The organism is Hirschia baltica ATCC 49814 (genome assembly GCF_000023785.1).
Classification (GTDB): Bacteria; Pseudomonadota; Alphaproteobacteria; order Caulobacterales; family Hyphomonadaceae; genus Hirschia; species Hirschia baltica.
The window spans coordinates 967192-991269 of the sequence record NC_012982.1; the positions used below are offsets into that span (position 1 = coordinate 967192).

18 protein-coding genes are annotated in these 24078 nt (G+C 46.3%); 5 read left to right on the forward strand and 13 right to left on the reverse strand.

Annotated elements, in window-relative coordinates:
* Nucleotides 1-363: 363 nt before the first annotated feature.
* Complete coding sequence (recQ, locus tag HBAL_RS04570; protein WP_015826753.1) at nt 364-2253, forward strand: DNA helicase RecQ; 1890 nt, start codon at nt 364-366, stop codon at nt 2251-2253.
* A 3-nt stretch (nt 2254-2256) separates the two neighbouring features.
* Here recQ and HBAL_RS04575 read toward each other — a convergent pair whose 3' ends face one another.
* The 3 genes from HBAL_RS04575 to HBAL_RS16965 form a co-directional block, all read right to left on the reverse strand.
* The gene (locus tag HBAL_RS04575) at nt 2257-4071 is read right to left on the reverse strand and encodes a pentapeptide repeat-containing protein (RefSeq protein ID WP_015826754.1); all 1815 of its coding nucleotides are present in this window, start codon (nt 4069-4071) and stop codon (nt 2257-2259) included.
* A 242-nt stretch (nt 4072-4313) separates the two neighbouring features.
* Complete coding sequence (locus tag HBAL_RS04580) at nt 4314-5474, reverse strand: HPP family protein (protein ID WP_015826756.1); 1161 nt, start codon at nt 5472-5474, stop codon at nt 4314-4316.
* A 702-nt stretch (nt 5475-6176) separates the two neighbouring features.
* Complete coding sequence (locus HBAL_RS16965) at nt 6177-6302, reverse strand: hypothetical protein (protein ID WP_015826757.1); 126 nt, start codon at nt 6300-6302, stop codon at nt 6177-6179.
* Between the two features lie 486 nt (nt 6303-6788).
* On the opposite strand from HBAL_RS16965, the gene HBAL_RS04585 reads away from it, so the two are divergent.
* Complete coding sequence (locus HBAL_RS04585; protein WP_015826758.1) at nt 6789-8366, forward strand: alkaline phosphatase; 1578 nt, start codon at nt 6789-6791, stop codon at nt 8364-8366.
* A 135-nt stretch (nt 8367-8501) separates the two neighbouring features.
* Nucleotides 8502-9158, forward strand: a complete 657-nt coding sequence (locus HBAL_RS04590; RefSeq protein WP_015826759.1) for a DUF6498-containing protein — start codon at nt 8502-8504, stop codon at nt 9156-9158.
* 69 nt (nt 9159-9227) lie between these two features.
* Here the strand turns inward: HBAL_RS04590 and HBAL_RS04595 are convergent, their stop codons facing one another.
* The 7 genes from HBAL_RS04595 to HBAL_RS04625 all read right to left on the reverse strand — a co-directional run bounded on the left by HBAL_RS04595 (nt 9228) and on the right by HBAL_RS04625 (nt 15849).
* Nucleotides 9228-10220 carry a response regulator gene (locus HBAL_RS04595; RefSeq protein ID WP_233356742.1) on the reverse strand — a complete coding sequence of 331 codons (993 nt, stop codon included), beginning with the start codon at nt 10218-10220 and terminating at the stop codon, nt 9228-9230.
* Nucleotides 10165-11091, reverse strand: coding sequence for a response regulator (locus tag HBAL_RS04600; protein ID WP_015826761.1), 927 nt, complete (start codon nt 11089-11091; stop codon nt 10165-10167). Before HBAL_RS04600 ends, HBAL_RS04595 begins: the two co-directional genes overlap by 56 nt.
* A gap of 112 nt (nt 11092-11203) precedes the next feature.
* On the reverse strand, nt 11204-11704 hold the full coding sequence (locus HBAL_RS04605) for a hypothetical protein (RefSeq protein WP_015826762.1): 501 nt from the start codon (nt 11702-11704) through the stop codon (nt 11204-11206).
* A gap of 27 nt (nt 11705-11731) precedes the next feature.
* Nucleotides 11732-12562: a mechanosensitive ion channel family protein gene (locus HBAL_RS04610; protein ID WP_015826763.1), complete on the reverse strand. Its 831-nt coding sequence runs from the start codon at nt 12560-12562 to the stop codon at nt 11732-11734.
* A 185-nt stretch (nt 12563-12747) separates the two neighbouring features.
* Nucleotides 12748-13869, reverse strand: coding sequence for a S1 family peptidase (locus tag HBAL_RS04615; protein ID WP_015826764.1), 1122 nt, complete (start codon nt 13867-13869; stop codon nt 12748-12750).
* A gap of 302 nt (nt 13870-14171) precedes the next feature.
* Nucleotides 14172-15008: a carbonic anhydrase gene (locus HBAL_RS04620; RefSeq protein ID WP_015826765.1), complete on the reverse strand. Its 837-nt coding sequence runs from the start codon at nt 15006-15008 to the stop codon at nt 14172-14174.
* A 133-nt stretch (nt 15009-15141) separates the two neighbouring features.
* Nucleotides 15142-15849 (reverse strand): hypothetical protein, encoded by a 708-nt coding sequence (locus tag HBAL_RS04625; RefSeq protein ID WP_015826766.1) that lies wholly within the window; start codon nt 15847-15849, stop codon nt 15142-15144.
* A gap of 265 nt (nt 15850-16114) precedes the next feature.
* On the opposite strand from HBAL_RS04625, the gene HBAL_RS04630 reads away from it, so the two are divergent.
* Nucleotides 16115-17119 carry an alpha/beta fold hydrolase gene (locus HBAL_RS04630; protein WP_049763125.1) on the forward strand — a complete coding sequence of 335 codons (1005 nt, stop codon included), beginning with the start codon at nt 16115-16117 and terminating at the stop codon, nt 17117-17119.
* Nucleotides 17120-17206: 87 nt separating this feature from the next.
* Nucleotides 17207-18148, forward strand: a complete 942-nt coding sequence (locus HBAL_RS04635) for a succinylglutamate desuccinylase/aspartoacylase family protein (RefSeq protein ID WP_015826768.1) — start codon at nt 17207-17209, stop codon at nt 18146-18148.
* Nucleotides 18149-18155: 7 nt separating this feature from the next.
* On the opposite strand, the gene HBAL_RS04640 is transcribed toward HBAL_RS04635, so the two are convergent.
* The 3 genes from HBAL_RS04640 to HBAL_RS04650 form a co-directional block, all read right to left on the reverse strand.
* Nucleotides 18156-18926, reverse strand: coding sequence for a TIGR02186 family protein (locus tag HBAL_RS04640; protein ID WP_015826769.1), 771 nt, complete (start codon nt 18924-18926; stop codon nt 18156-18158).
* Complete coding sequence (locus HBAL_RS04645) at nt 18926-19846, reverse strand: sulfite exporter TauE/SafE family protein (RefSeq protein ID WP_015826770.1); 921 nt, start codon at nt 19844-19846, stop codon at nt 18926-18928. Before HBAL_RS04645 ends, HBAL_RS04640 begins: the two co-directional genes overlap by 1 nt.
* 151 nt (nt 19847-19997) lie before the next feature.
* A complete protein-coding gene (locus HBAL_RS04650) occupies nt 19998-23909 on the reverse strand; it encodes a peptidoglycan-binding protein (protein ID WP_015826771.1) in 3912 nt (1303 codons plus the stop codon).
* Nucleotides 23910-24078: the final 169 nt, after the last annotated feature.

Genomic DNA, 24078 nt, shown 5'->3' on the forward strand with positions numbered 1-24078 from the left:
TTTTCTTCGGGGGGCGCGGAGTAGCCGGGCAAGGCTACTCCGCATATACACGGTGTCTTTCGTGGGGGTCATCTCGAAAGACGATTAATATTTACTGTTTTTCGATAAACATTGCAAGTAAAACAATAAGGAATTTTTGTGGCAATTCATCTTGAGTTCATCTAATTGGTTGGAAAACTTGGAGTTTTTACCGAAAAATAAATTTGTTTTCCTTTTTCTGGCAGTTGTTGAAGTATGTATGTTCTGATCGTACTTGATACGTTACATATGTAACATGCATAAACTAATTGTAAAAGTGCTTTTATTTGAACTTTACATAAAAGTGTTGTCGCCATGCATAAAAGAGCGATGTAGGTTCACGCGATGTCTAGTGAGTCGGCGCAGGCCAAACCTTTCTATCAAGCTGAAACAGATACGTTAGCGTCCAATATGGAGGCTGCGCAGCGCGTGCTGCGTCAGGTTTACGGCTATGGCGAGTTTCGCGGTTTGCAGGCGGATGTGATATCGCACGTGCTTGCTGGCGAAGATGTTGTAGCGATCCTGCCGACGGGTGGTGGGAAGTCACTCTGTTATCAAATTCCTGCACTTGTGCGTGAGGGTGTTGGGTTGGTCGTATCGCCTTTGATTGCGCTGATGGCGGATCAGGTGGATGCGTTGCGTGAAGCTGGTGTGCGGGCTGAGCGGCTCGATTCTTCGATGGATTTTGAAGATCGCATGATTGCGTTGGATAAAGCAGCCAATGGGCAGATGGATTTGCTTTATGTCTCGCCCGAAGGTTTGATGAGTAATGGTTTGCGGGCGCGTTTGCAGACATTGGATCTTTCACTGATTGCTGTGGATGAAGCACACTGTGTGAGCCAATGGGGGCATGACTTCCGGCCTGACTATCGCGCGCTGGGGGAACTAAAAGATTTATTCCCCAATGTACCGCGCATAGCTGTGACGGCGACAGCAGACCCACGCACCCGCACAGATATAAAGACGCAGCTTCATTTAGAAACAGCTGCTGAACTTGTTGATAGTTTTGATCGCCCTAACTTAATCCTCCATGCTGAACGTAAAGACGGTAAAGGCACAGATCGCGTTATACAGCTGGTGAAGGCACAGGCGGGTAAGTCTGGCATTGTTTATACCGGATCGCGTGATGGTACGGAGCGCATTGCCCAAGCTTTAGAGAAGGCGGGTATTCCTGCTTTGGCTTATCATGCGGGTTTGGATGCAGAGATACGCGAAAAGCGTCAGCGCCGTTTTCTGTTGGAAGACAATCTTGTGATGTGTGCGACTGTGGCATTTGGCATGGGCGTGGATAAGCCCGATGTGCGCTTTGTGGTGCATGCGGACCCGCCAAAATCTATCGAAGCCTATTGGCAGGAAGTGGGGCGCGGCGGGCGTGATGGAGAGATAGCGGAAGGCTATTGCCTGTATTCGCCATCTGACATGCGAAAGCTGGTGCGCTGGGCAGAGCAATCGGATGCTGTGGAAGACGTGCGCCAAGTGCAAATCCGCAAGACGCGGCAATTATTTGGGTTTCTCGATGGCATGGCATGTCGACGGGCAGGGGTGCGCCGCTATTTTGCCGAACAGAATGTGCAGGAATGTGGTGATTGCGACAATTGCAAAAGCCCACGCGATGAAGGCTATGACGCGACACGCTGGGCGCAAATGGTTGTGTCGGCTGTTTTACGCACGGGGCAACGCTATGGTCGCGGGCGTGTGGTGACGCATTTGCGCGGTGATGCTAAAGATCAGATTGACGAGGACATGTCGCAGCTCACCACATATGGCGTGGGATCAGAGCTTGGCCCTGTGGGGTGGCGATCCGTGATTGATCAATTGTTGTTTGATGGGTATTTGGCGGAAGATGATAATGATAATCGCCCCACGCTGTATGCGCCCGATAAAGAGATGACGCTGGCGCTGTTTGGCGGCGATGTGACGATTGCCATGCGCGAAAACCCAACCAAAATTCGCAAGCGCGAGAAAACCAAATCCAGCGGCACCAATATCCGCGATGGCCTCAGCACGGATCAAGTTGATCTGTTTGAGGATTTGCGCGATTGGCGACGCGAATTAGCCAGCGATACGGGCGTGCCGCCTTATGTTATTTTCAACGACAAAACCCTGCGCGAAATCGCCATTGCAAAACCCCTCAGCAAATATGACCTTTTGCGCATTGCCGGCGTCGGCGAGAAAAAAGCCGAACGCTATGTCGATGACGTAGCCCGCATCGTCGAAGAGGCGATACGGGGTTAGGGGTTAGCTAATCTGGAAACGCCGCCGAATGGCGAGGCCGGACAGGAATAAGAGCGTAAACGCAGGTATGATTTCTAGAATTGCAAAGAATACGAACAGTAGTTCCCAGAATGAATTTCCACTTATAAAATGGTGTTCTCCGGTAAGTCCCAGACCAAAAGCTGGGAAAATATTGGTAAGGCTGAATGTCATAGATTGCAAAATGCGTTCGTCTATGGGTGCACCAAATTTGAAGTAAGGTGGTCCAGACCTAAGCATTTCTAGGCTGTAAAACAAAAGTGACATTGCAGCCCATAATATGCTGAGCCACCGTAAAGGTCTGATGATCGAGGTTCCATAATTTGAGAGTTTACCATAGAGCCAAGAAATGAATTTTTCTTGTTTGGGCGTTTCTTTCTGTCTTTGTCGGGCCATAAGTTCTAGACGATAAAACCAATGTGCGCGTCGAGTGTCACTGTCTTGCTCCATAGCGAGTCGCAATTTCAACGCTCCGCCTTGTATTGCTGAAAGTGCATCGGTATTGTCTCCAGCTAAAGATATTGCTTCATCAAATTCTTTTTCGACGACTGTTTCATTCGGGCGACCAAGAAGAATACCTTTGCGAATTTCTGCATCGGCGAAAGCTGCAACAGTGTCTAGTTTCTGACCTGACCAATCCAGTATTTTGGCGAATGAGCTTCCTTTGAACATGTATCGCCAAGAGGTTTCATTTTTGTCCCATTTTACATCAAAAAAAGAAACACGGTCACCAAAGCCTGTGAACTGGAAGTTCACAGTTCCGCTAAACGTGATATTTTCGAGATGAAGTTTGTCGTGAAAAATGCTGTCTGAAAAGTCAACTGAATTTAGAAACTGGCATCCCTTAATTCTGAGTGACTTTTTAAAAGTAGTTTTTTTAAAATAGCTTTTCTTAAATACCGTTGTTACAGTCCAATCCAAAGGTGCTTCATATGACGAATAACTAGCGTACAAGTTACCATAGATTTTAGTAGCTGATAATCCCACTGCACCTTTGAAGCGTGAATGCATAACATCAAAACTATTGGTAAATTTTGATGACTCAAAATTACAAGATCCGTTAATGCTCATATGGCGGGCATAAAAGTCACATAAGAAAATTGCTTTGTTAAAATCTATTACGTGCTCTGTACTGGCGCGGGAAAATACTGTTTTTTGATCAAATAAGGCTTTTGAAAAATCTACACCTGATTTAAAAAACACATCTGCAAAAGAAGAAAACCCAACGAAAGCTGCTTGCTGGAAGGTCGCGTTGATTGAGTTAAAAGGTTTATTTTTCGCCGAGAAATTTGAGTCTGTTATCAAGTTGTTTGAGTTAAATTCAGGAAACACGCATCCTTGGAATTGAGCTCTAAGGTCAGGCCCTGATTGTAGGTGAAAGTGCATAGCACCTTTTACAAAATCGGTAGTATCAGAAGCTGCTGCTAATTTCTCTGAAATGAGATTATTTAGTTCAGAGATTTGTTCCTTGTTCCAATCTGATTTACCGGACGGTTCACCTTTTTTCCAGAATAAAGGCATGTGTGCTATGGTATATTTCTTACCATTGGGTGCTTGGATTAGCTTGTTTTCTTGGTCACGCCAGTAGTCCTGTAGTTTAGCCTGTCTGCCACCTTCATTTTGAATCTTTTGTAGTGTCGCGGGAGAGTAAGGCTCTGTGTTGTTAACTAGGTTTCCTTCGGCGTCTACGTACCAGCCCTTCCAATCTATTTCAAATAGGTTCTCCCAAGAGTAATTAGTTTCCCACCAAGCAGCCCACCATTCTTTTTCAAGCTGTTCTCTGGTTTTTTGTTCAGTCATTTTGTTTGCGTCCCCTGCAATACAATTTGATTTAGCTTAAAGGCATTTGCGGTGGTGAGTATAGAAAAAGCTCATTTTATTGTGTTTGCTCGGTGCGATTGCCAATTAGAAATTGGCGCACCTGCGCCTTCGCTTTGCTCGTCGGCCTGAGGGCCGGATGTGAGTATCTCCATTTCATGCCTTTGCCCGTCTTTATTGTTTGGGCTGGGTTCTCGCTTTCGCGAGAAATTTGGTCGTGAGTGCTAGGGTTGCGGCGGGGATTGGGAATAGGTGCGGGCGAGGGCGGCGATGAGGTCGGTGCGGGTGACGATGCCGATGATTTTCTTATGATCCATGATTGGAATGGCTTCGATATCGCCCTCAGCCATTAAGGGCAGAAGCGCGGCAATTGGCGTTGAAATAAAGGCGCGGGGAATGGTGACGCTCATAATATCTTCGGCGCGAATGGGTTGTTCTCTCTTAGGATCAAGAAGCCTTTTTAAGACTTGCTCAAAACCACGATGTAGGCGAAGAGAATCTTCTCTGGCGCGATTGATCAGGTGAATCTGGAAAATAACACCAAGAAAAATGCCTTCAGAGTCGACAACGGGAAGGGCTGTGAATTTATGGCGTCTGAATAGGTCGGCAACATCTGATAGCGGCATGGTTGGCGGCACTTTCACAAGATTGCGCGACATGATGTTGTCGGCGATGAGCGGGCCTGTTCTATGGGCGGCTGCTTGTAATTCGGCGGCACCGATAAGGCGGGCAAGGTCTTCCACACCAAGATTGAAGGATTGGCTATAGCGCTCAAGAATATCGGTTAGTTCTTGTTCTGAAAGGCCCAGTCTTTCAATGGGTTCTATATCATTTGTTTTGTGCTGATTTGGCTCGTTATATTGGCGAAATGGATAGTGACGCCCTGTCAGCTTTGCATAGATGATCGCGACGATAACGAGCGCGATTGTGCCAATGGCGATGGGGGTGAGTGCAAACCAAAAGCCAAGGCGCGCAATGGCATCGGGACTCATGGCGACTGTCATCGCAACAGCGCCTGCGGGGGGATGTATGGCGCGGCACAGTATTGTGGCTGTGATGGCGAGGCCGACCGAGACTGCGATGCTCAAGGTTGGATCGCTTATGAACATGCAAATGGCAATTGCAACGATAGCGGCGATGGTATTGCCGACAATAGCTGACCAAGGCTGGGCTAGGGGGCTGTTTGGGACGGCAAATAGCAATACGGACGTGGCCCCAAAGGGCGCAACGAGATAGAGACCCGTTTGCAGGTCAATGATTGGCGAAAGAACGAAGAGACCCGTTAGCCCCAAGCCGACAAACGCACCAAAACCAGCGCGAATGGCTTCTGTCATGGATGGAAAAGTGACGGCAGGCCCCAAGGACCGCAATATGCGTAGCATCATGAACGTTTGCTCCCCTTTGCAAACTCGGCTCAAGCTATGGATGTAATCCCAGCTTTTAATCCGTATTCTCTGCGACTTTTCAATGAGTCGTCTGTCTTGCTGGTAGGCCATGGCGCAATCTTGGGCAAGAGATGTCAGTGTTTAGATTCTCTTTAGATATGCTGGCGATTTGAGGGCCGGATGTGCGAATATCTCCGCCACCATTTCTGATGCGAGAGTATGAAAAGCAAGAAGAGTAAGGGCACGAGGCACGCTCATCAGCGGTGAGTGTCAGCATAGGCTGACGGGGCAGTCATAGCTGGTCCCGATCAAAACACGGGGTGCCAGCGGTAAATTTGGCCGCAAATAAGCGCGCCTCGTCTAGTAATTTATCACGGTGGCTCTCTTTCTTATAAGGGGTTCATGACCCCAAGCCTACCAAGCGCAGCTACCGCCTCTGCCCGCAGGTTATGCCTAGAACCGCGCCTAACTCTTAAAAGGCATACCGATATGCCAGCCAGTGTGAAAGGACACTATTCCAATCCCAACACGTCCGGTCGCGAGCCGCCCTCTAGGATTGAAGGCGTATAATATGGGGGAGGTTTTAAGGGGCGGGGATAAGAAAACACTTATACCGCTTTTATCAGCGGATTGGCGTCCCGCGCACGCCGCACAGAGCAGGCAATTGGGGGGCAGGTCGTGCGCGGGATTTTGCCTAAAAGCCTATTTTTTCTTGATATTGATATTTAAGGCTTTGCCGCTTGTTGCAGAGCTGATGGCTGCATTTGTTTTTGGTTTTGCCGCTTTTGGTTTGCGGATTTCTTTGTTTGATTTTTGACCTTTAGACATGGTGATAAATCCTTGCAGATTGAAAGAGTGTTCTTAAACAATTTCAGATGCGTGCCGCATAAACCGTTTTGAATGATGGGTTGTTTGCGGTGTATTGGTGTCGCTCTTGTCTGGCTGTCTTAACTCCCGACATGGCGATGTGGTTTACCTGTCTTTGAACAAAAAATGAAGTTTGTTTGTTGTGGAGACACCGCCAGACAGTCTGCATTTCGCGGTTTGCAGGGCGTGGATGAAATGTATGCATCAATTGCAGCAAATGTAAGATGGACTAAGCCAAATTCGTGAAATTATTTTGGATATTTTTAGCCAAGATCTAAGGGGTAGAAACAAGGTCAGCAGCCGTCCTATTTTTAGGCGATAAAGGTCAGTTGGGAATGGATAATTGGTATTAAGTGTCACATAGGGCTAGTTTCGCTATGAAACTGACGTAAAACTCCGCTAGGGATATTGTTATCGGTTTTTTTTATGACGGGACGGAGACTTATTTTGTTTAAATCATTTCGTTTGACTGCTCTTGCGAGTGCAGCTGTATTATTGGGTGCGAGCGGGTGTGCGCATATCGTAAATGATCAAGATGTTGAAGTGGCGTCAGTTGTTGCGCCTCCAACATATGCAGCCCGCGAGGCTGTTGAGCCTGTCCAAGCAAAAGATTCCTATTATGTGAATGCGGCCAACGCGATTGCGACAAAAATAGAAAAACGTGACCCAAAGCCAGCTAAAAACGTCATTTTGTTTGTTGGTGACGGGATGAGTGTTTCGACAATTACGGCTGCCCGTATTCATGCGGGGCAACTTAAAGGTTTGGATGGCGAAAGCTATCATTTGGCGATGGATAGCCTGCCTTGGTCTGCGCTGTCTAAAACTTATTCTCATGATTCGCAGATTGCTGATTCTGCTGCAACAGCGACAGCCATGACGACAGGTATTAAGGTGCCCGGACGTACGCTGGGTATTACTCAAGACGCTAAATATGGCAATTGTGCATCCGTTGAAGGCAATACCACAGACTCGATTTGGGAATTGGCCGAAGAGCAAGGTCTTTCAACAGGTGTTGTGACGACGACAAGCATAACTCACGCAACGCCAGCATCTACTTATGCTAAATCCGCATCCCGCAATTGGGAAGATGATAGTGAAATAGAGGGCGATGAAGGGTGTGCGGATATCGCGCGTCAATTCATCGAGTGGGATCATGGTGATGGTTTCGAAGTTGTGATGGGTGGCGGACGTCGCCGTATGACGCCTGTTACAGAAGCCGATCTAGAATATCCTGATCAGCAAGGGCGTCGCACCGATGGACGTAATCTGATCAATGAGTGGACAGCTAAATCAGATCAGCATGTCTTTATCTATGATCAGGCTGGATTTGACGCACAGGACTTTTCTTCATCCCAGCGTGTGCTTGGTTTGTTTGAGCCCTCTCACATGCAGTTTGAACTAGATCGTTCAGAAGGTGGGGCAGGTGAGCCGCATCTTGCTCAAATGACGGAAGCTGCGATTACGCGCTTAAGTCAGAATGAAGATGGGTTTGTGTTGATGGTTGAAGGTGGCCGAATTGACCATGCGCATCATGCAGGAAATGCTGCGCGTGCCCTTGCTGAAGCTGTGGCACTTGATGAAGCCATTGCAAAAGCGCTTGAAATGACATCGGATGAAGAAACTTTGATCCTTGTCACTGCCGACCACGCGCATACGCTGACGATTTCTGGTTATTCACAGCGCAATAACCCAATCCTTGGTTTGTCATCCTATGGCTTTACGCCCAATAAAGCGGCTGATGGAAAACCATATACAACACTGAGCTATGCAAATGGCCCAGGTGCAATGTGTGGTGAGGGTGAAGGCGATGCTGATGGTTTATGTCAACGTGGTGATCTAACCAACCGCGACACGCTGGATAAAGATTTCTTGCAGCAATCTGCCATTCCTATGTCGTCTGAAACGCATGCGGGTGAAGATGTTGCGCTTTTGGCCAGTGGTCCGGGTGCGAATTTGGTGTCTGGTGTGATGGAAGAAAATGAAATCTTTCACGTGATCGGTCAAAGCCTTGGTCTGATTAAATAAAACCAACATTTTTATAATGTGAGAACAGGGGCTTTGATGGATCAAAGCCCCTGTTCTGTATGAGCATTTCACTTTGCAGATTTGTTTTTGTCTTTTAGAGTTTTACCAGTGATAATTTATCAAGGGTAATGGTGCATGTTCGAGCTGGCTTATTGGCAAAGAGCTATACGCGATCCAGTTATTTTGAGTGGCTTATGCGTTGATTTTCTGCCGATATTTGCTGTGTTGTTTATGGGCTGGGGCGCTCTGGAACTTGTACTGCTTTATTGGCTGGAAAATGTCGTTATCGGATTTGTGACGCTGTCTCGGATTTTTATATCCGGCTTTGGTCAAGGCAAGGTGTCGACATCATTTCATTCTATCTTCTTTGGTGCTTTTTTTACAATTCATTATGGCGGTTTCTGTCTGGCGCATGCCATGGCGCTTTTGTCTTTGATAGGGAGTGGACAAGAATTATTTGTGGCCGACGGAGGCGAGGTAGCTTCTGCCTTGAGTATGCAGAGTTTTTTAGGCCTGGCCTTTATCCTTGTGGCTATCATTTTATGGCAATTTTATATGCATGTGGTGGAATTTATACGTCGCAGCGAATATCTAAAAACTGATCCGGGCAATGAACTTTTTGCGCCCTATGGCAGGATTGTTGTGCTGCATATAGCGATATTTGCAGGTGTTTTTGCCATGGAAAAATATGGTGAGCCGATGATAGGTGTCTTGGCACTGATTTTATTTCGAGCGGCATTTGGAATCGTCATGAATGTCTTCACGCGTGAAAAACGCAAAGCCATTGCCTAACCAGAAACTGACCAGGGTATTTTCTGAACTGGTGGGTTTTATCCAACACTATCAGCTTGAATGATTTTGTTATTTGCCAACAGCGCCGCGTACGTCTGACTCAATTGAGTGAATTTTCTTAGTGACGAGGCGGCTTAGGTCTCTGATCAAGGCTTGACGTCTCAATATGTCTGAACGCGGTACATCCATCACGGCCGCTATACCTTCAAAATGGCGAAGGATAACTTTAGCATCATAATAAGGCGTCATGCCGACACCTTCTAGATAGCGTTGTGCTGACGCCCAAATCTCGGTGACAGTTTTGTCACCAATTTGTTCAATATCTTGAGAATGCTTTGACAGAAGTTTGTATAATCCGCGCACGATGCCTGTTGTGTCTGAAGCATCACGGACCGCAAAGCCTGAGAGCTGCGCAACTATGGCGCGGAGCTTATCAACATGTGCGGGCGAATCATCTGCAAGTGATTCAAGTGGCGGCTCATCGGTTAGTCTTCTCCATGGACCACTAAATTCAGTGTCCATTTTTCGGCGACGGCATGGTCCGATATAATGTCTACTATCAATGAATTTACGCGGACGGATAACCACTTCTTCAATACGTGATTTTAAAGCGCGCACTGATACGGGTTTGAGAAGAAACTCATTAATACCCGCTTGGCGTGCAGCCATGATTTGGTCGCGGGCAACTGTTGAAGCTAGGAGGATGACGGGTATATCGCGAGGAATGTTTTTTTCACTACGGCGAATTGAGCGCGTGAACTCCAAGCCAGACAAGCGTCCAGCTTCCCAATCTGTAATGACGATATTGGGGCGGAAGCTTAGACAAATATCTTGCGCTTCATCTGTTGAAGACGTGGTGCTTATTTCTCCAATGGATAACCGTCTCAATGCATCGGCGACTATGCCACGCATATACGCGTTTGGATCCACGACCAGAACTTTAAGATTGTTCGTGTCGGCGATGGATAGAGAGCGTTTTTTAGGTGTTTGGGGTGTTTGGTTCAATTTATGCCGCCATACGACGTTGAATTGCGTCAGCAAATGCGTTGGAAACTGTCTCACGTGCGCTATCATATTCGCGAGGAAGAACGAGCAATTGTTCTAGTGTTGTGACCCCAGTATTGATGATGAATCTTGCATCCTTGGCGTTACCCTTGGAGTGAATAATGATCTCTATGTAAGCGCCGAAAGATTGAAGCGTTCTCACAATCGCATGATCGTTTTCTTGTCTTGCGGTTTGCATGGCTTTTTCCAATGCGGCTCTTATTCTAACAGGTGCGCCTTTAGGGTCACTTGAAAGAAGTTCGCATGTCATTTTTAACCGTGTTAAAGCGACAGCCATTGGTGATTTTTTATTGACGAGTTGACGCTCAGCATCACTCACATCTTTGATACGAGATGAATCTCTATCTCTGCGGCGTGGACCATGATAGTCGGCTGGGTTTTTACGACGACGGCATGGGCCGATATAAACTTTAGAATCAACAAAAGGACGTGGTGTCTCTATGACCATCCTTAATCTCTTTTCCACATCAGCAGGAGAGCACGGGCGTCGAAGGAATTCATCTATACCGGCATTGCGGCCTTCTAGGATCATTTCTTTTGTGAGTTGAGAAGATATTGCGATGATTGGTACGCGACGAAGATTGTCATCATGGAGTTTACGAATTTGCTGAGTAGTATGTACGACATCCATGTCGTTCATGTCGGACCATTCAATGAAAACAATAGTGGAGCGTTGATCATCCATCATGCGGAAGAGGGAGTTTTCACATCTTGCGCCATCAACTTGCAGCACACCAAGTGTGCGCATGATTTCTAGCATCAGGTTTCGATTAAATCTGTTGGAACCAGCGACGACTGCACGGATATTTCGAGGGTCATACCGTCTTTTTTTACGCACATCTTCTATGTGAATGCTGTCACTATACATATCAACCTCAAAATTCGTACTTTCGTAAAAGTTGAACATACTTGATTAAGGTTTAGAGGAGTTGTGTATCACAGGATGAATCTAAAAGTTATGGTTAAGAAATGATTCAGAATTAGCGGCGGAATGGGAGCGTGATTACCCGCCAACAAAACCATATCGGAAGAATGATACTTGCGCCTGTTAGAGCTGGTTTCCAACTGGCGCTAATGGCCCAACTGAGCGCAGCCAAGCCTTGCTGCCAAACATTTCCGGCAGTTGTTGTTGCATCAAAATGTGGGTTTAAGGGGTTGAAATTAGTGAGATTCATGACCACCCCAATCAGGGTCGACCATATGAAGAGATTGAGAAATTGACCTATTTTTAAACCGAAAAGCCGTGAGACGAGTGAGCGTTGTGGTTTTGGTGGTCGATCAATTCCAAGCAGGATTTTCCAAAAAGGACGTTTTTTCTTTATAGGAGGCTGGTTGACTGAAGGTTGAAGAGTAGGAGTTTCAATTGGGTGTGGCTCTTCATTATGTATATTTTTTTGTAAATCGTCTTTTGTGACGGGAGGATGTTTTTCATCCTCCCAGTCAACACTGATTTTAGGCAAACGAATTGCAAAAAAATTCATCCGAGAAATCCAAATAAATATCCCGATCTAGGATTTTACAGCTTTTTGCTCGATTGTCGTGTGTGGATATGGAATTGAAATGCCATTTGCATCAAATGATTCTTTGACTTTCTTGGTAATGTCAAATTTGACATCCCAATAATCTGACGCTTGAACCCATGATCTTGAAGCGATATCCACGGAACTATCACCAAGGTTTACCACCTTTACAAATGGCTCTGCTGGAACCGATAGGATGCGTGAATCTGCCTGAATAATTTCGTGGATCAGACCGATTGCTTTGTCCATATCATCTGAATAATCAATACCAAAAGTAACATCTACGCGGCGGGTAGAATAGCCCGAGAAATTTGTGATTGTTCCATCAATAGCCTGTGCATTAGGGACCATGATTTTCACATTATCGGGTGTCGCAAGCACTGTTTGGAAGAGGTTGATATCTTTCACCGTTCCTGATGCGCCTGCTGCTGTGATGTAGTCACCCAGTTTGTAGGGACGAAACAGCATGATCATAACACCAGATGCGATATTTCCCAATGCGCCCTGAAGGGATAAACCAATGGCAAGTGTAAGGGCACCTAAAATTGCGACAAGTGATGTTGCCTGTACGCCAAAGACTTGAAGCGCTGCAATGAAAACAGCTGCTGAAATACCCCAGCGAACGAGAGATGAAAAGAAATTCCCTAGAGTGTCGTCTATTTTTTCGCTTTTCATTGCTGAATCGCGCACGAGGCCAGCCAGCCAGCCAGAGACTTTTAAACCGACGATTAAAACAACTAAAGCACCTAAGGTCTTAAATCCAAAAGCGAGAATAGAACCCTGATACTGGTTCCAGATTTCCATAAGATCAATTTCCATGAGGGTGCCTTTCATAACGTCTATTTTAGCGGTTTCTGCCAGATTGAACTGATAATTCGGCAATACCCAAAAGCCATGACACTTTTTTGGTTATCACCATCTGGGAGATATTGTTCGGCTTTTGATACAGCCAATAGTATGAGATTACATAGACTAGCCAGAAATTGAACCAGCTCGCGCTTTTTTTATGAAGCGTCGATTGGCTTGCTGCACAAAGTTGCATTTGACGCACATGCAGACATCACGTCATTGATCCAATTGGTGTAGCCTTGGAGGTTTGTGTAGCGAGCAATATAATTGCCAGAACAGGCTGTTTCAGAGTTTTTCTCAACGCCTGATAAAACACCCCATAAAACAGGTTGTCCTTGCGAACCATCAACAAATAGAGGGCCACCAGAATCACCGACACATGGTCCAGAACCATTGATTGAACCCACTTTTATCAGGGCTGGCCCGATAGATTTAATTTCAACATGTGTGCCTAATAATGTTGTGGATAGGCTGCCGCCCGGTGTTGTCATGCCCCATCCTGCCATTTTGGCAGTTGGTGTTGTCACGGGGCTCATCGCATCATCGTGAGAGAGAATCGTAGCGATTGGGATGTCAACAAGACTTGCAGCTGTATCATCGGGGATATGAAGCAAGGCGATGTCATTTGCGAGATCACCTTCTTCTCCAGCATAGGCAGCATGGCAAGCAGACCAATCAGCCTCTATCTCTCTGACAACAGGGCCATCAAGTTTTTCATGTCCGACTTTTAAAATTGTCGTGTCATAGTTTTCATCAAGGCAATGGGCCGCAGTTACAAACCAATTGTTTGAAATACGTGTCGCACCGCAATGCCCGCTGGAATAGGAATTTTCGGATAAGATTTTTCTAGGTTCAAGTTTGACGATACCTGGAAAATCTCCACGTAACGCAGTTAGAGCAACAGCACCACTTAGTGAACCAACAACAGAGGGTTGAATGGTTTTGCTTGAAAGGGAAGAATTTATCAGGCTCGCTGGTTCTTGAGCATTGGCAACTTGTGCTATGGTTTGTGTTGGCTGGCTTGTTCCAACAGAAGCGCACGCGACGGCGTTTATGGTGGCAAGATCAGTATAAACTTGGGATGTTTCTAAGGCTGTGCCTGCATCTGGAATAGCAGAGTAATTTTCTGCTTGAACATCACCAAAATCATCATCCAATGGTGGAGGTGGTGGTTGGTCTGGTGGAGGTGGTGGTGTGCCTTCTGGCATTAAGATAGAATCACATGCCGCCAGAGATAAGCTTGCAAAACCAGCAAGTAAAATGGATCTGATTTTCATGTGCCTCTCCCATAACCAACACATTAGCATTTTGCCAATAGGTGTTCAGATTGCCCCAAATTCAGGTGCTAACAAAATCTGTTGAAGTTTTACTACGCAATTTTTGTTTGAAACCCAACAAGATTCAGCTGCGAGGCGAATAGATATGTGGATTTTGTGCAGTTAAGGGGCGGATTTGCCTACGCTAAAACCATGTTTTTATCATTTAAATACAAGATAACGCATAAGGTACAGCGCAAGAAAACGGGCGCAAGTTTCAGCTTGCACCCTGTTTTAAAGGACGTTTAGTCGAAGCTTTGACTTTAAGGTGTCTCGAGGACATAGCGTCGGTAAAGTGGTTGTGTTGGGCGAGCATTGTCGCCAAATAACGCTCTAAACGCAGCGATTTGAGTTTTTGAAACGTTTAAAGGCGTTTGCAATACCGTCCAATCTACAATTTCAGAACAAGGCGGAGTGGTCAAAGATCCTTGATAGCGAAATGCTGCACGGTTGGTGGGAAGCAAATCTTCTATATCAAGATTGAACGCAACAGATGCACTGCCGGGACTTGAAGGGGCTGACCACCACAAAGGATCAAGCTGTGTGTTGTTGGCACCTTCGGCAAACATCACACCTACGACAGCAAGCGACCCATCTTCGGCCTTGTGAACAAAATGCGCTTCCATCGGAAAATGACGTCCGTGGATTGTGTGTTCTGACGGGGTATGGAAATGAAATTGAATAAGTTTGTAGGTTTTGCCATTTTGCACAAGGCCACCCGCATCATGCACATTGAGTTGAAGTGTGTGGCCATTATTGATGACTTCACCATTCTTGATGGGGGTCCAATCAATTTGAGGTGCATTGGCGAAAGCTGAAATGGTGTGCTGCATATCAATAGGAGATTGCTGCGTGCCGGTTTTGCAAGTGGCATTGGCTGGGTCTTTTTCTCCCCAATGCGCAGGTCCGCGTGGTCCAGAGTAAGCCCAATGAATATTCTCATGGGATTTGGTATTTGTGTGACCATTGGTTTGGTGAAATGTTTGAGCCTGAGAGTGCTCGTTATGACCACCATTGTTTTTAGGCGGAGCGAATGCATTTGCAGCCAATCCAAACATGGAGGTAGCAAGCAATGCAAACGTGAATAGGCGTTTGTGCATGAACGTCATCCTCAAGAAATTTAAGTCGAGAAAAACCAAATTTTCTCGACGCGTTGAGGCTTAGTTTCCATCCATTTGTTTGCTGAAACGTTTACGTTTAAATTTTTCTTTAAAAAACAGTTTGGTAGTGTGACTATTGTGGCGCTTCAATTGAGAAGTTCGTGAAGATTTGAAGTGAATCTTGGTCAAAAGATTGTCCCATTGCCTTACCTGAAACTTTTGTGGAGATTTGTGTTACAATCGGGCGACCATTGTCATGCGAGGTGCAACGACCTTCTAGGTCGAATGTGTTTATCTTCGCGATCATCATTGGTTTAACAGGCTCAGTCAGCACGTAATTGAAGCTGGTAACTTCCTTAAGCTGTTTATCAACAATAACTGTGACTTTTGTTTTGCTAAGGATTTTCTTTTCTTGTTTATCCTCTGCTGTCTCAGCATTGGCTGCGAAGCTGTAAATAGCATAGGCGTCTGTCTCTGATTCAAGCTCAACGGGGCCGCCCACAATATCTTGATAATCATCGCACCAGATATCTGCATCTTCATCACTGCTCAATTCAGAGACTATCTCTTCCTTATCGCCTTTATTTGGATAAGTTTCCACGTCAATGGTGATGCCTGTTTGCGGATGACTCTTGGTTTTATATGTGAGTTTACCCCAGTCTCCATCTCCGATTTGGGTGATTTCGGTGACATAACTGACGCTAAGAGGTGTAACATCAGCTTTGGGAATGGCAGCTTCTTTAAATAGCTCTGGCCATGAAGCATCGGCGTTGGCTATTTGGCCAAATACACAAGCAGATGACAATGCGAGTAAAGGGATGAGTTTGATACGCTTATGCATCTTATTGGACCTTCATGGACAGTTTGCATTCATGGGGAAATGAAAGCGGCTTGCAGGGGTGTTTTGTTGATATTCGATAAATAACTTGTAGAATCGGACAATAATAAGGCAAAAATTGCGTAATTCACATATGTTTGCAGTTTTGGTCTGAGATGAAACACAGAATTTTCATATGAGTGCATGCTGAAATGAAAATTCAAACGCTTGTTGAATTTTTGAAGATATTGCTTCAATCTCTCTTTACAATAAAGTGGAGGAGATATTGATGATGATCCTAAAGCGAGGCAAAATATTTTTGTCGACAATAGCTCTGACCATCGGTCTTGGGCTACAGGCGTGTTCACCGACCGAAAAATCGATTGAGCCAGACAAAGAGCCAACCGAAACTATCTCGGACGCACAGGCTAAAGCAGACGAGACTTTGAATTTGGATCATGTAAACCCACTAAGACCAACGCGTTTCACAGTCGAAATATACGGAGAAATTGCCGAACAATCTGCGTCTGGCAAACCTCAAATCATATTGTTGCCGGGATTAGCTTCATCTCCAGATGTTTGGGATGCAACGCGTGAACAGCTTGAAGCCACCCATGAAGTTCACGTTTTGCATGTGAATGGATTTGCTGGTTCGGACGTTGGTCAAAATAGTGAGCCTGGCAGTCTGTTTGAAATTGCCAAACAGGTTTCAGCTTATGCCAGCGCGTTGGAGAAGCCATCAATCATTGGTCATTCAATGGGTGGTTTGGTTGCGCTGATGGTTGCTAGTCAGGAAGAGGCACCTGTCTCGAAGGTGATGTCTGTAGATGTGCTGCCTTTCTTTTCAGTCTTGATAAACCCAATGGCGACTGAGAAAAATATGAAGCCTGCGGCGGTGGAAGCACGCGATAAGATGTTGGCGCAATCGGATGATGAATTTGCTGACAGTCAAAAAGCGGCGATGAAGCGTCTGACTTTGTCTGATGAAGATGCAGCCATTGCTGCTCAATGGTCTATTTCATCGGATCGCGCGGCTGTTGCAAATATCATGTATGATGTGATGTTGACGGATTTGCGCAAAGACGTATCTAAAATTTCGGTGCCGACGACTGTCGTTTATGCTTTTGATCAGGCGACGGGTTTTCCAAAGAATGCTGTGGCGGGGGCCTATCAGATTAATTATGCTGCGCTTCAAAATGTAGATTTGCGCATGATCGAAAATGCCCGTCATTATCTCATGATGGATCAACCAGAAGCGTTTGCTGCTGAAGTTTCCCGCTTTGTCGCAGAGTAATCTTGTTTAAAAGCAGCATTGCTTTTTAGCTTTCAAGAAAATAACGTCCCGCCGATTGATTGATCGTATTATTAGGCGGGACTTATTGTGGAAAAATTTGAGTTTGACTCTGGCATTGATGGTCCTGCTGTGGTGATCACAGGGGCAGTTCATGGGGATGAACGCGCGGGGCCAGATGCCATTGGGTCTTTTTTGGAAAACTGGGATCGAAAACTCAAAAAAGGGCGCGTGACTTTTGTGCCTGTGGTGAATGAGGCTGCGCGCGCACAAAACACACGTTTTGTGGATATTGATCTAAATCGCTGCATGGGCGCGAAAGATCTTCAAGATTTAAGTGAACATAAAATTGTGCCTGAGATACGCGAAATTTTGGCTTCTCATGATGTGTTACTTGACCTGCATAGCTTCCGAAAAGGGGATGGTGCATTTGCGTTATTGGGACCCAAAAACAACACTGATGGCTTAGAGCCATTTCAGCATGAAATTGCTGAAACAGCTTTTGGTGCATCTGTTGGTATTAAGCGGGTGATGCATGGTTGGCTTGGATCGTATAATCGCGCATTGGCAGAGTTTAACGAATCGATTGGCAAAACAGATGATCCTTATCCGGCGCTAGAGAAGAGTGTCGGTATGACAGAATATATGCGCAATGCAGGCGGTTATGCGTGCACTGTTGAATGCGGCCAACATCAGGCTGCTGATTGCATATCAAATGGTGTTTCCGCCATAACTGGAGCACTCGTTGGGCTGGGGATGGTGGATGGCGAGCTGCCGACGATTGAAGGCGATTTTGAATGTTATGAACTCTATCAAGTGATTATCAAATCTCATGAAGATGATGGATTGCTTGTTGATGAAATCAGTAATTTTGACCTTCTGCCCAAGGGCGAGCCAATACTTAGAGTTGGCGGAGAATTATTCAGTCTTGATCAAGCTGGGGTGATTGCGATGTTTCCCAAAGTGGGGGCAAAAATTGGCGAGTCTATTATAACGCTTGCGCGCCCATCTCAGCGGCTTGCCAATGTCTAGGGTGTTGTTAGCGGCGACCACCACCTAGAAACGCTGCACCAATACCAACGCTGCATCCCAGAAGGACAGCTAGAAACCCGTATATAATAGGATGTTTAAGGGAGAGGGTGAAAAGCGCATTTTCAACACCTTTTCTTTCGAGCAATAAAGGTGTTTGCGTTTCGGCGAGCAATGTGTCGTCCTGAAAAAGTAAAATCCGGACATCATACATACCCGGTGGAGCAGCAGCGGGTAGGTCAATATCAGCGCGTATCAGACCGCCATCCAATCGCTGCAGACCGTGTGTATTTGTGTTGAAGAGACCTTTTTGAGTTTTAAGGTCAGCAAATGCTTGTCGCCAATATTCCAGTTTGGGGTCGTTCATGTTGTCAGGTTCGGGCATTGCGCTGTAGCGCGGATTTATAATGGCAAGATTGAGTTCTTTTGCTGTCTCGATATCGTCTTTGCCGGCCTCTGTTGCAACGGATAAAATCGCTGGTGCTGAGACAAAAACAAAGCGTTCCTTATTGTTTTTTGTGTGATGCGTAATTGTATAGGGGCGTTGCGGTCCCACTAGAGCAACTGCGAAGGTGACGCTTGGATTATCCCATTGGTCAGAGACTGCAAAGAGAGTGATGCGCGTGCCAGAAAAATCAACATCGACCTTGATTTTGCTTTCAGATAGGGCGGCCGATAATTCAGGTTTGTTTGCAATAAGATCGGGTGTGTCGGCATTGCTGACTAAGGCGAAGCTGGAGACCCAATAAATAAGCGCTAGAATTGGTAAAAAGCGGCGCATTATTTAAGCGCCTCCATCGTAAATTCTACGGATGTTCCAAAGATAAGATCATACGCTAATTTTCCGCCCATTGCGAGAACAACAAGCGCGAGCAGGAAACGCAGCTGAGCCGCATTGAGATATTGACCAGTGGCCGCACCAAGCTTGGCACCCACAACGCCGCCGGACATTAAAACAGCAGCAAGAACAAGGTCGACTGTTTGGTTGACTGCCGCTTGCAGGAAAGTCACGAAAGCTGTCAGGAAAATAATTTGAAAAAGTGATGTACCCACCATAACACGTGTTGGGACACCCAATAAATACACCATTGCAGGGGCTAGGATAAATCCACCTCCGACACCAAGCACAGCCGCAAGAAAACCAACAAAAAAGCCGATCAAAACCGGAGGGATCATGCTTATATAAAGGCCCGATCTTGGGAAACGTCGTTTAAATGGCAGGGCGCGCGTCCAAGCGCGCATTGCGCTTCGGCGTTTGGGGTCTTTGTTGCCATCGGATTTATTGCCAATGGCGGGTCCGATACTTTCCCAAAACATCAAGCCACCAATCGTGCCGAGGAAAAGCACGTAAGATATCGCAATGACTTCGTCTATATTGCCTGATGCTTTTAGGAGCTTGAATACCCAGACACCGAGGCCAGAACCGGCCAAGCCCCCGGACATCATGAACAGGCCCATGCGTATGTCGACGGCGCGGTTTTTCCAATGAGAGGAGGCACCTGCAATAGAGGTTGCTAAAACTTGATTTGCTTGGGTGGAAACGGCGACAACTGCGGGTACGCCAGCAAACATTAAAAGTGGTGTAAGGAGAAATCCGCCACCGACACCGAAAAGACCAGAAACAAAGCCAACACCTGCGCCAATTGCGATGATCACGAGAGGATCAACGGCCATTTCAGCGATAGGCAGGTGTATTTGCATTTTTCCTCCAATGAGGTGCGCCTAAATCAAGCACGCCTATATAATGGATAAAACCAGCAGACGGGAAAGAAAACCCTTAAGCGGCAAGCTTTTAGTCTCAAATGGTGTAATATGGTATTTAAAAACACCTTAGCTCTGCCAATTGGAGGAGTTAAGCTGCTTTTTGAGTAGCCGCACGCAATTGACGCAATAATGCGTCTGAAACATCGCCTGTGGGTATGAGCCCATTTCTTTCTTCCCAAGATCGAATAGCATTACGTGTGTTTGGCCCCATAATACCATCATTTGTCAGTTGTATGCCGTTTATTTTAGAAAGTAGCGATTGAACTTCGGCAATTTGAGTCTTCATGGGGGCATTCCACGATTGTGGTCCAAATTTCCCGTTTGCAGCAGCGCTCATTTGGCGCGGAATGAATGCGTCAGCGTCAGCGATAATTTTGTTTGCTTCTGTTGATGGAAGATTGCGCAAAATTTCACGCGCGCGGCGCGTTCCATCAGCATCTCCATTGTGGCCGGCCACTTCAAACCAGTAAGCTGCTTTAGCTAAATCCGTGGAAACGCCAAGACCTTGCTCATACAGCACACCTAGATTGTATTGACTATCAATCAAGCCGTATTCAGCTGCGCGTGAGAACCATTCTACACCTGAGAGGAAGGATTGTTCTCCGCCTTCGCCTTCAGCGTAGAAAACCGCTAAGTCGTGCATAGCTTTAACATTGCCATTTTCCGCTGCCAGTTTTGTCCATTTGCGGCTTTCTTTAATGGAGCGCGGTACACCTTCGCCGCGCTCATAAAGTTTACCCATACGATATTGAGCTGCCGCAAGACCTTGATCAGCAGCTTTGCGCATCGTTTCAGCAGCGATGCGTTTTTCACCTGAAGCCAGTTGCTTTATTGCCAATTCGTGCAAGGCGATAGGGGAACCACTTGCAGCTGCTGTTTCAAGCGTAACAGTCTTTGGCATAGAGGTGAGAGTTTCTGGTAAAGCTTTGCTTGTTGCTGCGGCAGGTGTTGCGGATGTGGCAGATGCTTCAGCAATGTCTTTTGTACGCGAAGAGGCAAATGCATCTAAAGGAGATACGCGTTTTGCTGGCGCAACAGATGCACTGTTGAGTGCGCCAGATGTTGCTTCAGCTTTTTTGAAATTGTCAGACGTCAAAATTCGCGCCTCTTGCGGAAATAGCAATTCTTCATCCACATTTAGGTTTGCAAATTCCATATTTTGCTCTCGTTCGAGTGCCGCTTGTGTGTCGGCTGCTTCTTCGTTTGAATCAAATAGTGTGTCTTCGTCTTCCAGTGTTGAGCCGGATTGAATTGAATCTGGGTTAAATTTAGGCGGTGTGGTTGTGAAAGCATCATCTGCATTCACATGCTTGCCGCGCATTGCAACCATGCCTGCGCCGCCAACGACAGCAGCCGCTAAAACACCAGCGGCAACCATTGGAAGTTTGTTGTTTTTGCGTTCGTCATTGCCCGTCACGATAGCACGGTTAGTGGTTCCACGTTCTTTGGCGGCTTGGCGTGCGCTATTTAGGAATTCAGAGCTATTATTGCTGGCGCGAGCATAAGGGTCATCATTAAGCCCCTCATCAGACCGCATGTGATAAGCAGGGCTATCAACTGGCAATTCTGTTTCGTATTCAAGTTCTAGTGAAGATGTGAAAGCATCTGTTTCAGCGTCACCGGAAAATAGGTTTTCGTCTTCTGATATAGGAAATGTAGACTGTGAATTAATTGCAAATTCTTCGACAGCATCATCATTTTGACGGAATAATTCTTCTTCTGCTTCCAGTTCAGCACGCTGCTCAGCGAGTTCTGCAGCAAATTCTTTACGGGCATTATAAGCGATATCTGCGATTTCATCGTCTTTAATGCCACCTTCAGAGGCGCTTGAGGATGTGTATTCATCTTCAAACACGGGTGGTGAAGTCGTGTTTTCTTCAAAATCGTCTATTGTTGATGAGGCATCAGTTTCTGGCATTTCTACAGCATCGATGAAGTCATCAAGTATGCCGGAATCATTACTGAACTGACTTGTTTGATCGTCTTCTAAGTCTGCAGATGGTAGCGGAGGTGGTGCGATGTCTGAAGAAAAGTCATCTTCAAAGTCAATGTCATCATTATCACCAGACGACATGTTGTTGATGCGCTTAGCGAGTGAGGATACTGTGTTTTGAACAGGGGACACGATGCGCTCGGCTTCTTCTCTTGCATCTCGCAAACGTTTTTCAATATCTTCCATTGTTGATGAAAGGTGCTGGCGCGTAGATTTAGAAACTTCGTCTATTTTTTCATAGATATTGTCGAAAGTTTCTTCATTGCGAGCTTGGAGACGCTCTGTTGCACGAGCAACATGTTCGCCGACTTGTTCGATTGCCTCAGCGCTGCGACGCTCTGTGTCATCAATCTTTTTGTTTGTTGCTTCCAGACGCTCTTCCATGTGCCCAGCAATTTTGCCGACTTGCTCGGCCAGAACACCAACATTCGTTGATTTGTTCGTTTCAACTGCGTGTAAGCGTTGGTCCAATGCTTCAGAAAGGCGTTCAAGCTGACCTGTGATGAGCTCTACAGCGTTTAATTGACGCTCTTCAGCTGCGGCTATTTCAGAGTGAACCGCATCCATTTGCTGTTGCAGAGCTTCAATCGCATTGCCGCCTTCATTCCCCGCAGCGCTTTGGCTACTGATTTGGGCCATTTCTGTGCGCGTGTCTTCCAAAGATTTGGAGAAATCATCAGCGATGGAGGCTAGTTTTGCTTCAAATTCTTCGCGGATATTGGTGGAATCGCCGATTTTTTGCTGCACTTCGTCAAGTCGCTCATCCAGCGTGCTGTATGATTTTTCAAGATCAGTGATTGCGTTCGCTTTGTTTTCTTCAGCAGCTGATACGCGTTCATTGATGCGCTCCATAGCTGCCTGAAGTGTTGCCAAGGCTTCTTCAGATGACTTGCCTGAACGCTCAGCTTTTTCAGCTTTTGCGCCAACGTCTGAAACCTTCGCAAACATGGAAGTCACATTTTGCTGAGCCGCAGCTATGCGCTGCTCGACGTCATTAATGCTGCCAAAAAGTTTTTCAGCGAGCTCATTATTGCGTTTGGTGACTTCTGCTGAAATTTCGCTTGAGTTTCTTTGTGCGGTAGAAAGCGCAGTGTCCGCAGTCGATATCGCTTCATCAAGTTTGCTATCTGTGTGAGATGCAAATGATTTGAGGCTTTCGCGCAGATCATTGAATGAATTTTGAGATGTCGCTAGAGCTGTATCTGCTTTGCGCTGTGTTTCGCTGACTTTGTCTTCTAATGAATTGAAACGTTCTTCAGCTTTGCGAGATTGCGCACGGGCGACATCAAGCGCTGTCTCTGTGCGGCCTAAAGCATCGCGTAGGCGATCATCAGCAGTGCGCTCGAAACGGTCCAAACGACTGGAAGTGTCATCAAATCTGCGTGTGCTCTCATCCACGCGTCGCGTGATGTTATCGACTTCTTTGGAAAGGTGTGACACGCCGCGATTGACTTCTTCGCGAAGGTTATCGTGTTCTGTCGCAACTTTATCTTTTGTGTCGTGAACCTGTTTAGAAAGCTTTGTGAGTGCACCCTCTAAAGCACGCATGGCATCTAGCATGCGGCGAGAATTATCTTTGCGGCTAACTGAATCTAGACGCTCTTCTAAGGATGCATGCGTTGCGCGCATATCATCAAGGGCACCATCAAACCGGCTTGCCATGCCAGCTGTTGCCCGTTCAGTCGATTCAAGGCGATTCAAAAGCGTAAGCATGGATTGATCGACGCCGGCCAATGCCTGCGTTGAGCGGTTTTCACCTGCATTCATGCGACGGGAAATTTCTTCGAGTGTGCTAGCTACTTCGGAAACGCGCTCAGGAGGTGCTTCGCCGCGAAGTATGGAGTTTAAAGGGGAGTGGGATTTTTCACCATCATAGGATCCGCTGTCTTCTAATAGAAGGCGGTTCAAATAACTTCCGAGAGTTATGCCATCTCGTTGAGCGTGTTCTCTAGCTTTCGCGCGAGCTTTAGGATCTATTCCTTTAACGCTCCAAGGTGCATGCCCCATCCTTGGCTCCAGTCTTATTATACTAACGCAGAGTTAATGAACTCCGGCAAATTATACCCAATCTCTTAGATGCGATGCTTTTGCTTAAAGGGGAGTTAATGGATTGGTTAACTAGGCAGAATTTTCAGTGTTTTCTTCACGATAAGTAAATTTTTGCTAAAAATGTCGC

Excerpts from the sequence above, each read along its gene's own strand:
- HBAL_RS04625 (WP_015826766.1), bottom strand. The coding sequence starts at position 15,849 with ATGCATAAGCGTATCAAACTCATCCCTTTACTCGCATTGTCATCTGCT.
- HBAL_RS04590 (WP_015826759.1), top strand. The coding sequence starts at position 8,502 with ATGTTCGAGCTGGCTTATTGGCAAAGAGCTATACGCGATCCAGTTATT.
- HBAL_RS04580 (WP_015826756.1), bottom strand. The coding sequence starts at position 5,474 with ATGATGCTACGCATATTGCGGTCCTTGGGGCCTGCCGTCACTTTTCCA.
- HBAL_RS04645 (WP_015826770.1), bottom strand. The coding sequence starts at position 19,846 with ATGCAAATACACCTGCCTATCGCTGAAATGGCCGTTGATCCTCTCGTG.
- HBAL_RS04610 (WP_015826763.1), bottom strand. The coding sequence starts at position 12,562 with ATGGAAATTGATCTTATGGAAATCTGGAACCAGTATCAGGGTTCTATT.
- HBAL_RS04630 (WP_049763125.1), top strand. The coding sequence starts at position 16,115 with ATGATGATCCTAAAGCGAGGCAAAATATTTTTGTCGACAATAGCTCTG.
- HBAL_RS04620 (WP_015826765.1), bottom strand. The coding sequence starts at position 15,008 with ATGCACAAACGCCTATTCACGTTTGCATTGCTTGCTACCTCCATGTTT.
- HBAL_RS04640 (WP_015826769.1), bottom strand. The coding sequence starts at position 18,926 with ATGCGCCGCTTTTTACCAATTCTAGCGCTTATTTATTGGGTCTCCAGC.
- HBAL_RS04575 (WP_015826754.1), bottom strand. The coding sequence starts at position 4,071 with ATGACTGAACAAAAAACCAGAGAACAGCTTGAAAAAGAATGGTGGGCT.
- HBAL_RS04650 (WP_015826771.1), bottom strand. The coding sequence starts at position 23,909 with ATGGGGCATGCACCTTGGAGCGTTAAAGGAATAGATCCTAAAGCTCGC.
- recQ (WP_015826753.1), top strand. The coding sequence starts at position 364 with ATGTCTAGTGAGTCGGCGCAGGCCAAACCTTTCTATCAAGCTGAAACA.
- HBAL_RS16965 (WP_015826757.1), bottom strand. The coding sequence starts at position 6,302 with ATGTCTAAAGGTCAAAAATCAAACAAAGAAATCCGCAAACCAAAAGCG.
- HBAL_RS04600 (WP_015826761.1), bottom strand. The coding sequence starts at position 11,091 with ATGTATAGTGACAGCATTCACATAGAAGATGTGCGTAAAAAAAGACGG.
- HBAL_RS04615 (WP_015826764.1), bottom strand. The coding sequence starts at position 13,869 with ATGAAAATCAGATCCATTTTACTTGCTGGTTTTGCAAGCTTATCTCTG.
- HBAL_RS04605 (WP_015826762.1), bottom strand. The coding sequence starts at position 11,704 with ATGAATTTTTTTGCAATTCGTTTGCCTAAAATCAGTGTTGACTGGGAG.